The following is a 12,633-nucleotide window of genomic DNA, read 5'->3' as shown; positions in this document are numbered from 1 at the left end:
CCGCTAAAATGAACACTACCATTGTAGCGACGTTTAAGCGAATTAATTTTTTAATTCCTGCTTATTTTTAAATTTTTCCAGCATTTCTTTAAGCCGTTCCTTGGCTTTCGTTATGATCGAGCCAGATAACGTTTTATTGGAAAATTTACGTATACGATTCTTCACTCATATGGAAGCAACGCCATTTCGAATCTTCTTTGCGGACAAGACGAATTTGACGATCTACATAGGTTTTGATATCTTCATGATCATGCGTAATCATCAAAATAGCTTTTCCATGTTCATGCGCACTGTGTTGCAACAATTGATAAAATTCGTTTCGCGATTGTTCATCCATACCTGTTGTTGGCTCATCTAAAATAAATAAATCTGGATCGGTCGCAAATACTCGCGCTAAACTAATCCGTTGCTTTTGCCCGCCAGAAAGCTCGCCAATTCGTTTGTGGCGCATTTCCCACATATCCACTGATTTCAAAGCTTTTTCCACGTGAAGATGATCTTTTTTCGTCAACGGTTTGAACCAACGATTTCTAGGAAAGCGACCTGAACGTACTAATTCAATGACGGTGCTAGGAAAGCCCGCATTGAAAGAAGCGACTTGTTGTGGAATGTAGCCAATGCTGATTTTTTCACCAGCACTATTTTTTTTAGCAACCGTAATTTTGCCACTTGTTGGTTTTAATAACCCTAAGGTACTTTTGATCAGCGTTGACTTAGCAGCGCCATTTTCTCCTGTTAAAATAACGAATTCCCCTGGATCAACATAATAAGAAACATCTTCTAAAACAGGTTCATCATCATAATAGAAGGTTAAATTTTCGACTTCAATATAATGCATAAGTTGGCTCCTTTCTGTTGCCAGATTAATGGATGCTTTTTTGCAAAGCAGCGAGATTTTCTTTCATGACAGACACATAGTTCTCGCCTGCTTCTTGTTCTTTTTGAGTTAAACTCTCTAAAGGATTCAATACGGCTAATTCGACGCCTGTCTCGTCTGCCAATGTTTTGGCTACTTTTGTAGAAGCCGATGCTTCAAAATAGATCACAGAAACATTGTTTGTTTTAATATATTTTTTTAATTCGGCTAAACGACTTGGCGAAGGTTCTTGGTCTGGAGAAATCCCAGCAATCGGTTCTTGGATCAAGTCATATTGTTTCGCCAAATAGCCAAATGCAGCATGTTGCGTCACAAAGGTCCGATTTTTAGCGCCTACAAACGCAGCTTGGTATTCCTTATCTAGCGCAGTCAATTTTTCCAAATAAGCAGCAGTATTTTTTTCAAATACGGCTTTTTTCTCAGGATATTTTTTGATAAGCGCATCCCGAATCGCTGTCACTTCTTTTTGCGCTAACACGGGATCTAACCAGACATGCGGATCCAGTTCGTGGGAATGGTGATGACCTTCATGACCTTCTTCGCCAGATTCTTCCTCTTCTGTTCCTTGCATCAATTGAATGGATTGACTGGCTTCCACGATTGAAACTTTTTTCGTGTCCAAGTTTTCAATAACATTCGGAACCCAAGTTTCTAGCTCTTTACTATTATAAACAAAGACATCCGCATCAGTAATTTTCGCTAAGTCTTTTGCGCTTGGTTCATAATCGTGTGGTTCCGTTCCAGCTGGAATCAACAGCTCAACCTCTCCCTCATCACCAACGACTCGTTTTGCGAAGTCGTACATCGGATAAAAAGTAGTCATTACCGTGAGCTCTTTCTTCTCTTTTGGTGATTGTGTGGTTTGCCCACAGCTAGCTAAAAGAAAAGCACTGATTGCTAAAGCAACGCCGATTATCAAACGGCGGTAGATTTTCGTCATGTTCTGTCCTCTTTTCGATTTACCTGTTATAAACCGTAATATTTACGATTTGCCAGGAATAATGTACCAAATGGAACACGGGACGTCAAGGAATAAATTTTAAAAAACAACAAGACAACATTTTGGCTAGCTGTCTTGTTGTTTTTACTTATTTCAATGTCCGAACCAAATAAACTTCTTCGCAAAAGCCTTTAAGTCCATTATAAATCCGTTGTGCTCGTGTTTTCTTTTCACACAAAGCAAAGACTGTCGGTCCACTGCCACTCATCAACGCTGCATCAGCGCCGTACTTCAGCATGCGATCCTTGATTTGCTGCACGATCGGATGTCTGGCAATCGTGACACTTTCCAACGCATTGCCGACCGTCTGGGTCATCCCAGTATAATCACCATTTTCAATGGCTATTCTTAGTCCAGCAATATCTGGATGATGCAATTCATCTACCGCTAAATCATTAAAAACGGTACTGGTGGATACACTAATTCTTGGCTTAACTAACACAATCCAACATTGAGGCATGGTCGGTAATGCTTCAATTTCCTCCCCACGTCCGTTTGCAAAGGCTGTTCCACCCCTCAAACAATAAGGAACATCCATACCAATTTGGCTACCAATTTCACAGAGTTCGTCCATCGTCAACCCCAGATTCCACAGTTTGTTCAAGCCTCGTAATGCTGCGGCACAGTCACTGCTACCACCTGCTAAACCAGCTGCCACGGGGATGCGCTTTTCAATATATATTTTAATTCCTTTATGAATATTATAGGTACGCTTTAATAAATCAACTGCTTGATAGACATGATTCCGTCGATCCACGGGTAAAAAAGAGCTGTCCGTTTCAATACGAATGATGTCTTCTTCTAGATTTTCAAAAGTTAAATGATCGGCTAAATCTACACTTGCAAAAATAGATTCAACTTCATGATAGCCATCCACACGCTTATGGAGAACATCTAACCCAAGATTAATTTTCGCAGGAGCTCGTTCGATTATTTCCATCGGTTCCCTGATTCACCTTCCTTAATCTTTTGTCTACCAACATTTTAATCTTTTAGATTCTATCATATGTCCATGAAGAAGTACACCGAAGATTGCTCTTTCTCAGACGACGGATTGTTGAAATTAAAAAGAGCTTAGGAACGAAGGGCTCTTCCTTCACTCCTAAGCGGACTTTCTAAATTATACGGCTTGACCGATGAATTCGATTTCAACGGTGCGTGTTAAAACATCTGAATAGCTATAAGATACACGTTCAAATGAGTTCTCGTCTGGATCCAAGTCAACAACAAAAACAGATGGATAAGTCTCCGTTAAGATTCCTTTACGTTCTGTTTGGCGCTTTCTTCCAGTCTGAGCAACTAACATAATTTCACTGCCGATACGGCCTTCCAAATCTTTCTTAATTGACGATAACGTTGTTGGCATTGCATTCACCTCGAGAAACATTATACCACTTTTTTTAAAAAATTTCAAGTTTATCATACTAGAAGTCTGTTTGCAACTACTTTTGCTCGACAAATCGACTGTTTTGTCGAATTTTTATTCATTTTCTAATGTATATTTCATTTTTGCTTTGGCACGATCATAGGCACTTCGGACAGCTGAAAAAGTTCCCCCACGTGCTTTAGCGATTTCTTCTAACGTATAGCCTTTTAAGTATGCGTTTAAAATTTGTTGTTCCAACGAGGAAAGACGTGTCGGAAAGGCTGCCAATTTTTCTTGAATCATTAATTGACCTAATGGGTCGGTTGCCGCTGTCCCTAAATAGTCCACTAACTCTTCACCAGCGCTTTCTAAGCGTTGTTCCAGGGAAATAGATAAGGTATCTGTTCGCCGCTTATAGGCGCATTGATGGCGAATTAAGCTATGTACGTGATTTTCAAAATTTCGTTTAAAAAATTTTCCTAATGATGCTTGTTTTTCTGAATCAAATCGTTCTAACGTCCGAAAGAAGACAATTCGTCCTTCTTGAAGCCAGTCTTCAGTATCATAATCTTTTAAATAGTATTTTTTCATGCACTTATAAATCACTGGCTGATATTGCCCATATAAGGCTTGAAATTGTTCTTGGTCTCCTGCTAATGCTTGTTGAATCTGTTCTAACATAAAAAGCCCTCCTTTTCGATAAACGTATCGAATGATTTAGGAGAGCATAGCATGTTAGAAATTTATGACTTAAGCGAACATTTGTTTAATCTTTTTTTTGAGACAATTCTTCTAGCTTCTCAGAAAGTTTTGATAACTGCTCCACGTTCCATGGAGAATTTCGACGAAATTGCTGGAAATGGATATCCGTTGCATGAATGGCAATCGTCTTTTCTGTTTTCTGGACAGCTTTGTAAAGTTCATTGGCCGAAGTCCGCAATGCACCTTGTGAAAAGACCACCCATTGTTCAGCCAAATCACTCGTTGCGACTGTTACTTGCGTTAAACGATCATTTTTTTCACCAGCTAGACGTTCAATATAACTATCTGCTGTTTCATCTTCTTTGGTGAAAACCACGGTCAAAAGGTACTTTTTGTACGTCTGCTGAATGCCTGGGACTAATTGGGCATCAAAGACCACAATGATTTCCAACCCTTCATATTTGGCATAGTTGGACAGACGACTAAGAAGCAGTTCACGCGCATCCTCTAAACGCTCTTGCTTTTTCAACTGGACCAATTCTGGCCAAGCACCAATCATATTATAGCCATCAACGATTAACAATTGTTTTTTCATACAATCGCCTTCTTCTATAATGGGTTGCGGCCACGATAGACTTCATACATTAGCAAGCCTGCAGCCACACCAGCGTTTAAGCTTTGAACGTGTCCAGTCATTGGAATCGTTAATAATTCATCCACTTCTTTATGAAGACCTTGACTCATGCCACGACCTTCATTTCCGATAATTAAGGCAATTGCGCCTTGTGTATTCCAGCGACGATAATCCGTCCCAGACATATCTGTACCAAAAATCCAAAATTGATTCTCTTTTAGCGTTGCAATACTTTGCGCCAGATTCGTTACACGAGCCACTGGAATATGTTCCACGGCCCCTGTTGACGCTTTGGTTACGGTTGGTGTAATTCCCACTGCACGATGTTTCGGAATGATAATACCATCCACGCCTGTCGCATCAGCAGTTCGCAAAATTGAGCCAAAGTTATGTGGGTCCTCTAGACTGTCTAAAATTAGGAAAAATGGTGTTGCTGTCTTTTCTTTTGTTTGTTCCAATAATTCTTCTAAAGTTAAATATTGATACGCCGTGATTGCTAAAACCATACCTTGATGCACACCGTGATCACTCATCGTATCTAATTTTGCTTTAGGCACCCATTTGACTGGCACCGCCTGTTCTTTCGCTGCTTGTTTTAATTGCTCAATTTTCTCGCCACGAGCATCTTCTTGTAAAAACAATTTATTCCCGCGTCCTTGCTGCAACGCCTCGACAGTGGCATGGAAACCAAAGACAAAGTTATCTGCTAGCTCTTCTGAGGTTCCATCAGCACCTGCTGTCGCTGGTCGTGGGTTCCGTTCTTTTGAACGCTTGTCTGAACGTTCGGGACGTTTCTTACCTTTTTTAAAAGGACGAGATTTTTCATTTTTCATTGGTTTCACCTACTTTCTTGATACACCAGTTAATTAATTCTTCTAAACGTTCTTTTTGTTGTGTTAAATGTAAATAGCCCATCAAGGATTCGAAACCGGTCGCTACCCGATAGGTTGTCACATCAGCATTTTTAGCAAAGGTGTGACTTTTAGCATTTCGACCGCGTTTGTACATCACTTCTTCTTCCTCCGTTAGCATTTCTCCCGCTAACATCGCTTGCATTAAGCTTGCTTGGGCTTTTGCTGACACGTAGTGTGTCGCCATGCGATGCAAAACATTCGGTTTCGTTTGTCCTAAGGAAACTAAATAATCACGAATGTAAATTTCATAAATCGCATCGCCAACATAGGCCAAAGCTAAACCATTTAATTGTTTGTAATCTCTCATTCACTTCTTCTCCATCTCGTTCCTTGCGGAGTATCTTCTAAAACAATGCCTTGTTCTTTTAATAAATCGCGGATTTCATCACTTCGGGCAAAATCACGGTCTTTCCGTGCTTGGTTCCGTTCTTCAATTAACGCATCGACTTGTGCATCCACTAATTCTTCGTTTTTAAAGAATAAACCAAAAATAGCTAACCAGCCACTGAAAAGCTTATCCATCGCCACTAGAATTGGTTCCGAAACTGCCGCTTGTTCACTGTACTGATTCATCATCTTCGCTAATTCATAAACGACCGTAATCCCGTTAGCTGCATTGAAATCATCGTCCATTTCCGTAATAAAACGTTGTTCTAATTCGTTTAATTGCGCTAAATAGTGTTCATCCTCTGGCAAACTTGCAACAGCATCTGCTTGTCTAAAACGTAAATTTTCAAACGCATTTTTCAATTTTTGATAATTGGCTGCTGCCTCTTTTAGAGTGCTTTCGCTATAACGAATCGGACGACGGTACTGGGTGGTAGACATAAAGAAACGTAAAATTTGCGGATCCACTTTTTGAATCATTTCATGAACAGTAATGAAGTTACCTAGGGATTTACTCATTTTTTCATCGTCTTCACCAATTGTGACATAACCGTTATGCATCCAGTAATTGGCAAAGGTATGGCCTGTTTTGGCTTCGCTCTGTGCAATTTCATTCTCATGATGTGGAAATTCTAAATCTTGTCCACCACCGTGAATATCAATCGTCTCTCCCAAGTGTTTTGTCGCCATGACAGAGCATTCAATATGCCAACCAGGACGTCCTTTCCCCCAAGGAGAATCCCAAGAAATTTCATCTTCTTTGGCACTTTTCCAAAGAGCAAAATCCAATGGGTCTTCTTTTAATTGTTGTTCAACGCCAGTTCGTTGACTTGCCCCCACTTCTAATTCATCAATCGATTGATGGCTTAATTTACCATAATTAGGGAATTTACGGGTGCGATAATACACATCACCTGCGACCTCATAAGCAAAACCTTTTTCAATTAAAACGTCGATAAAAGCTAAGATATCAGGCATGTGGTCCATCACCCGAGGATGTAACGTTGCTGGTTGGACATTCAATGCTTGCGTGTCTTCTTCAAAGGCTTGGATAAAACGATCTGCCACTTCCGGCGCAGTAATTTTCAATTCTTTAGCTGCCTTGATAATTTTATCATCGACATCTGTAAAGTTTGAGACATAATTCACTTCATACCCACGATATTCAAAATAACGACGAATCGTATCAAAGGCGATTGCACTGCGCGCATTACCAATATGGATATAGTTATAAACAGTTGGTCCGCAAACGTACATCCGAACTTTATGCGCCTCAATTGGCGTAAATACTTCTTTTTCTCTGGTCAATGTATTATAAATTTTAATCATGCCCTTTTTCCACCTTTCTTCCATTTAGACGAACGACTTTCGCAGGAACACCCACAGCTGTGGCATCTGCTGGGATGTCTGAAATAACAACAGCACCCGCACCAATTTTTGAACGTTCACCAATCACAACTGGCCCTAAAATTTGAGCTCGTGCCGAAATCATCGCTCCTTTTTTCACTGTTGGATGGCGTTTACCCGTATCACGACCGGTCCCACCTAACGTCACTCCGTGAAACAAAACAACATCTTCTTCTATTTCCGCGGTTTCCCCAATCACAATGCCCATGCCGTGATCGATAAAAACTCCCGCCCCAATTGTGGCGCCGGGGTGTATTTCTACGCCCGTTATGAAACGCCAAAATTGTGCATGAATCTTCGCCAATAAAAACAACTGATGCCTATATAAGAAATGAGACAAGCGATGCCAAAACAGGGCGTGCAAGCCAGGATACGTTAAAAGAACTTCTAGTGTGGTCCGCGCTGCAGGATCGTTTCTTTTAACAGCTGCGACGCTACGTTTCAACCAACTCATATAGTGAACTCCTTTCTATTATACAAAAATAAAAAACGTCTTTTAAGCAACAAAAAAACGTTGCTTAAAAGACGCCCATGCGTGGTTCCACTTTTCTTCACAAGAACTAGCTCTTGCCTCGATACAGTTAACGCCTGCCGACGTCTTCGGTTACTTTTTTCACCAAAGCCACTCATAGATGCATTTCGACAAAAGATGCTCGCTGTTCTCACCACCCACAGCGTCTCTGAAATCCATCTGATTGTCTACTTCTTCTATTCTTTGTGTTTTTATAACACTTTATTTAAATGATCTAATGCTTTTTCTTTGCCTAATAATTCGATAGTTTCGCCTAATTCAGGACCATGCATTTGTCCAGAAACAGCAATTCGAATTGGCATAAACAAGTTTTTGCCTTTAACGCCGGTTTCTTTTTGGACGGCTTTAATCGCTGCTTTAATACTTGGGACATCGAAAACGTCCAAGGCTTCTAATTGTTCTTTAAACGCATGTAACACAGTTGGCACTGTTTCTCCTTGCAAGAATTCTTTCGCAGCATCATCTAAAACTGGATGTTCATTAAAGAACAAGTTTGATAGTTCCACAATTTCAGCTGCATAACTCATTTGTGGTTGATACAAACTAACTAATTGTTTTAACCATTCGATTTTTTCAGGAGATGGATTTTCTTCAACACGACCGTCAGCGACTAAATAAGGAAGACACATATCAGTTAGTTCACCTAAGTCCATTTGTTTCATGTATTGATTGTTAATCCATTCTAATTTTTTCGCATCAAAGGCCGCTGGTGACTTGCTTAAGCGTTGTTCATCAAACAATTTAATCAAGTCTTCTTGTGAGAAGATTTCTTCTTCGCCAACAGGAGACCATCCTAGTAAAGCAATAAAGTTGAACATGGCTTCTGGTAAGTAACCTAATTCACGGTATTGTTCAATAAATTGTAAAATTGTTTCATCACGTTTGCTCAATTTTTTGCCAGTTTCTGAATTAATGATTAAGGTCATATGGCCAAAGACAGGTGGTGTCCATTCAAACGCTTCGTAAATCATTAATTGTTTTGGTGTGTTCGCAATGTGATCATCGCCACGTAAAACGTGAGAAATTTTCATTAAGTGATCATCTACTGCAACGGCAAAGTTATACGTTGGCATCCCATCGCGTTTTTGAATGACAAAATCGCCACCAATGTTATCTGACTCAAAAGTAATTTCACCTTTCACGATGTCATCAAATTTGTATTCTGTGTTACGTGGCACACGGAAGCGAATCACTGGTTCTAGACCAGCCGCTTCTTTGGCTGCTTGTTCAGAAGGTGTTAAATTCGCACAAGTGCCTGCGTAGTGAGGCATTTCACCACGAGCTTGTTGTGCTTCACGTTCTGCTTCTAATTCTTCTGGCGTACAATAACACTTATACGCACGATTGCTACTTAATAATTGATCAATCAATGGTTGGTAAATTTCTTTACGTTCTGATTGACGATATGGACCATATTCTCCCGGATGAGCAGGTGATTCATCCCATTCCATCCCTAACCATGCTAAGTTTTCCAACTGACTTTTCTCGCCGTCTTCGATGTTCCGTTTTTGGTCGGTATCCTCGATACGAATGATAAATTCTCCGTCATTGTGGCGGGCAAATAAGTAGTTAAATAATGCGGTTCTTGCATTTCCAATGTGCAAGTGTCCAGTTGGACTTGGTGCGTAACGCACACGAACTTTCGTCATGTTCATTCCTCTTTCCATTTTTTAAAAACAGACGGTTTAACGTCGTTTTCAGTTATTTTTCCAATAAAGCAACGGCAATTGCGCCGATTCCTTCTTTTTTACCAACAAAGCCCATCGTTTCCATGGTCGTTGCCTTAATGTTCACTTGTGTGACTGCTAAGTGGCAACTCGCGGCTAGATTCTTTTTCATCTCTGCCAAGTATGGGCTCATCTTTGGCTCTTCCGCTAAAATTGTACAATCAATATTGCCAATAGTAAAGCCCGACCGCCCAACTTTTTCATTTACTTTTTTTAATAAGTTTACAGAATTCGCATTTTTGAACTGCGGATCGGTTTCGGGAAACAGTTGTCCAATATCACCCAGACCAGCGGCACCAAGGATTGCATCAATAATTGCATGTGTTAAAACATCGGCATCTGAGTGACCTAACAGACCTTTTTCATAAGGAAGAGTAACCCCACCAATAATTAAAGGTCGTTGCGGAACTAATTGATGAACATCAAAACCTTGACCAATTCGAATCATACTAAGTCCTCGCTTTGCTTAATTTTTATCGTTTTTAGGATGGTTATCCTTGCGATCATTAATCCCGCGACCCGCATGCGCCGGTTTGGCAAAAATCATACGTCCAGCTGCGGTTTGTAAAGCACTTGTAACGACCACTTCGATTTGCTCATTCATGTAATGCTGGCCATCTTCTACCACAACCATTGTGCCATCATCTAAGTAAGCGACCCCTTGTTGACGCTCTGTTCCGGCTTTTACAACCATCACATTCATCGTTTCACCTGGAATCACCACTGGTTTCACAGCATTAGCTAAGGCATTAATGTTTAAAACAGGCACATTTTGAAATTCAGAGACTTTGTTTAAGTTGTAGTCATTGGTCACAACCACGCCATCTAATAATTTTGCTAATTTGATTAATTTACTGTCTACTTCAGAGATATCCTCGAAATCTCCGTCATACATCTCAACGGAGATACCTTCTTCTTTTTGTAAAGCGTTTAAAATATCTAAGCCACGACGACCTCTCACCCGTTTTAAACTGTCTCCAGAATCAGCAATGTATTGTAATTCATATAAAACAAAGTTAGGGATGAGCAAAACACCTTCTAAAAAGCCCGTTTTAGCGATATCGTAGATTCTGCCATCAATGATGACACTGGTGTCTAAAATTTTGTATTTATGGAAGTTGTCTTCCACTTTACGTTCCAACATTTGTCCTTCGGTGTCTTCCGTATTTGCTTTCTTTTGGCGAGGTGTAAAAACTTTTTTCCACTCCTCAATCCGTGTTGTTCCCATTCGAAAACCTAAGTAACCCAGAATAATCATAACTAGAATTGGCAGTAAACTATTCACGACAGGAATTTGTAAGTTGTACATGGGAATGGAGATAATGACGCCAATTGTTAAACCAATGATGGCACCAATACTTCCAAATAATAAATAGGTTAAACTCATTTCATTTAAAGCTGCTTCGATTTTTTTGACAGCGGAAACAATATACTTTGCTAACCCTAAAGATAAAATAAAGAAAATAATTGCACCGATTAATCCGTTCGTAAAGTTATTGTTTAACCAACTGTTATTGCCTTGCTTAGCCATTTCCCAAGCCATTGGGAAAAGAGAAATTCCTAAACTTGCACCAGCAATGATCATCAGCAACGTGATGATTCGTTTTTGCATATAGCCATCCTCCTCGTTTATTTAATAAAGACGTCTAGTGTTGTGGGGCGTATAAAAATCATACGCCACCAACAAACTAAACGGATTATTTCTACTTTCATTATTTAAAAACTTTTCTTAACGTTTCACCAATTGTTGAAACGCCAATAATTTCAATACCTTCAGGCGCTTCCCAGCCACCAAGGTTATTTTTAGGGACATAGACCTTTGTAAAGCCTAGTTTTTGCGCTTCACGCACTCGTTGTTCAATACTATTCACGCGGCGGATTTCACCAGTCAAACCAATCTCACCAATGAAACATTCCGAAGATGAGGTTCCTTTTTCTTTATAGCTAGAAGCAATACTGATTGCTAACGCTAAATCAATGGCTGGTTCATTAATTTTGACTCCACCAGCAGCTTTTAGGTACGCATCTTGGTTTTGTAACAAAAGACCTGCCCGTTTTTCTAAAACCGCCATGATTAAAGAAACGCGATTAAAGTCCAACCCGGTGGTCGTTCGCTTGGCATTGCCAAACATCGTTGGGGTAACTAACGCTTGGATTTCCACCAAAATAGGGCGTGAACCTTCCATTGCTACCACAATTGAAGACCCGGTGGCTCCTTCTAAACGTTCTTCTAAAAAGACCTGAGAAGGATTCATAACTTCAACCAATCCATGTGTCTGCATTTCAAAAATACCAATCTCATTCGTTGAGCCAAACCGATTTTTGACAGCCCGTAAGATTCTAAAGGTGTGATGCTTATCTCCTTCAAAATAAAGAACCGTGTCTACCATATGTTCCAACATCCGTGGCCCTGCGATAGACCCTTCCTTCGTTACGTGTCCGACAATAAAAATGGCAATTCCATTCGTTTTTGCCAGTTTCAATAATTCGGCAGTTGTTTCTCGGACCTGACTGACACTACCAGCAACGCTGGTAACATCTGGCTGCGTCATTGTTTGAATCGAGTCAATAATGACATAATCTGGTTCTAATTTTTCAATGGCTCGTGATATTTCGTGCATATCTGTTTCTGCGTATAAGTAAAATGTCTCGTTGACGGTGCCTAAACGCTCCGCTCGTAATTTAATTTGCTCAGCACTTTCTTCACCAGAAACATATAAAACCGTGCCACCTGTGGCTGCTAATTGTTGCGATACTTGTAAGAGCAATGTTGACTTACCAATTCCGGGATCGCCACCGATTAAAACTAATGAACCTGGAACAACGCCACCACCTAAAACACGATTCAGCTCCGCTAACTCGGTTTTTACACGGGGCTCTTTTTTAGGTACGACTTCAGATAGCCGTTGTGGTTGTGTCTTTTTACCAGTCAAACTTACTCTAGCACGACGATCAGAAGTATCTTGAATAACCTCTTCCACCATCGAATTCCATTGCCCGCAATTAGGACAGCGGCCGAGATATTTTGGAGACACATACCCACAGCTTTGACATTCAAATTGAACTTTTGCTTTTTTTGCCATGTAG

General features: G+C 40.3%; 14 protein-coding genes and 1 other annotated feature. All 14 genes read right to left on the bottom strand.

Translation table 11 applies throughout. From position 1 onward, the window contains the following. Positions 1-145: 145 nt before the first annotated feature. The 14 genes from IGL49_RS00245 to radA all read right to left on the bottom strand — a co-directional run bounded on the left by IGL49_RS00245 (position 146) and on the right by radA (position 12,629). Positions 146-838, bottom strand: a complete 693-nt coding sequence (locus IGL49_RS00245) for a metal ABC transporter ATP-binding protein (RefSeq protein WP_002356064.1) — start codon at positions 836-838, stop codon at positions 146-148. Positions 839-863: 25 nt separating this feature from the next. Beyond that, positions 864-1,817 (bottom strand): metal ABC transporter substrate-binding protein, encoded by a 954-nt coding sequence (locus IGL49_RS00240; RefSeq protein WP_104855082.1) that lies wholly within the window; start codon positions 1,815-1,817, stop codon positions 864-866. 148 nt (positions 1,818-1,965) lie between these two features. Continuing rightward, on the bottom strand, positions 1,966-2,817 hold the full coding sequence (gene ispE, locus IGL49_RS00235) for a 4-(cytidine 5'-diphospho)-2-C-methyl-D-erythritol kinase (protein ID WP_104855081.1): 852 nt from the start codon (positions 2,815-2,817) through the stop codon (positions 1,966-1,968). 180 nt (positions 2,818-2,997) lie between these two features. After that, positions 2,998-3,300 carry a Veg family protein gene (locus IGL49_RS00230; protein ID WP_016618501.1) on the bottom strand — a complete coding sequence of 101 codons (303 nt, stop codon included), beginning with the start codon at positions 3,298-3,300 and terminating at the stop codon, positions 2,998-3,000. Between the two features lie 57 nt (positions 3,301-3,357). Continuing rightward, entirely contained in the window at positions 3,358-3,924 is a 567-nt protein-coding gene (locus tag IGL49_RS00225; protein WP_104855080.1) for a sigma-70 family RNA polymerase sigma factor, read from the bottom strand. A gap of 85 nt (positions 3,925-4,009) precedes the next feature. Further along, complete coding sequence (locus IGL49_RS00220; protein WP_002356058.1) at positions 4,010-4,540, bottom strand: NYN domain-containing protein; 531 nt, start codon at positions 4,538-4,540, stop codon at positions 4,010-4,012. 14 nt (positions 4,541-4,554) lie between these two features. After that, positions 4,555-5,412 (bottom strand): 23S rRNA (guanosine(2251)-2'-O)-methyltransferase RlmB, encoded by an 858-nt coding sequence (rlmB, locus tag IGL49_RS00215; protein WP_002378685.1) that lies wholly within the window; start codon positions 5,410-5,412, stop codon positions 4,555-4,557. Continuing rightward, the gene (locus tag IGL49_RS00210; RefSeq protein ID WP_002356056.1) at positions 5,402-5,800 is read right to left on the bottom strand and encodes a Mini-ribonuclease 3; all 399 of its coding nucleotides are present in this window, start codon (positions 5,798-5,800) and stop codon (positions 5,402-5,404) included. The genes rlmB and IGL49_RS00210 overlap by 11 nt, the downstream gene beginning before the upstream one ends. Next, positions 5,797-7,209 carry a cysteine--tRNA ligase gene (gene cysS, locus IGL49_RS00205; protein WP_104855079.1) on the bottom strand — a complete coding sequence of 471 codons (1,413 nt, stop codon included), beginning with the start codon at positions 7,207-7,209 and terminating at the stop codon, positions 5,797-5,799. Before cysS ends, IGL49_RS00210 begins: the two co-directional genes overlap by 4 nt. Next, positions 7,202-7,741, bottom strand: a complete 540-nt coding sequence (gene epsC, locus IGL49_RS00200) for a serine O-acetyltransferase EpsC (protein ID WP_002356054.1) — start codon at positions 7,739-7,741, stop codon at positions 7,202-7,204. Before epsC ends, cysS begins: the two co-directional genes overlap by 8 nt. A gap of 64 nt (positions 7,742-7,805) precedes the next feature. Further along, positions 7,806-8,012 (bottom strand) — a binding site (T-box leader). Then, complete coding sequence (gene gltX / locus IGL49_RS00195) at positions 8,011-9,468, bottom strand: glutamate--tRNA ligase (protein ID WP_104855078.1); 1,458 nt, start codon at positions 9,466-9,468, stop codon at positions 8,011-8,013. It overlaps the preceding feature by 2 nt. 52 nt (positions 9,469-9,520) lie before the next feature. Then, positions 9,521-9,994, bottom strand: coding sequence for a 2-C-methyl-D-erythritol 2,4-cyclodiphosphate synthase (gene ispF / locus IGL49_RS00190; protein ID WP_002367570.1), 474 nt, complete (start codon positions 9,992-9,994; stop codon positions 9,521-9,523). Positions 9,995-10,012: 18 nt separating this feature from the next. Beyond that, positions 10,013-11,158, bottom strand: coding sequence for a PIN/TRAM domain-containing protein (locus tag IGL49_RS00185; RefSeq protein WP_002368622.1), 1,146 nt, complete (start codon positions 11,156-11,158; stop codon positions 10,013-10,015). 100 nt (positions 11,159-11,258) lie between these two features. Next, a complete protein-coding gene (gene radA, locus IGL49_RS00180; protein ID WP_104855077.1) occupies positions 11,259-12,629 on the bottom strand; it encodes a DNA repair protein RadA in 1,371 nt (456 codons plus the stop codon). Positions 12,630-12,633 lie beyond the last annotated feature (4 nt).

It is taken from the genome of Enterococcus sp. DIV1337a, from assembly GCF_051712285.1.
Taxonomy (GTDB): domain Bacteria; phylum Bacillota; class Bacilli; order Lactobacillales; family Enterococcaceae; genus Enterococcus; species Enterococcus faecalis.
Note: the sequence above shows the minus strand (reverse complement) of the source record. Positions and strands in the feature narration are given on the sequence as shown.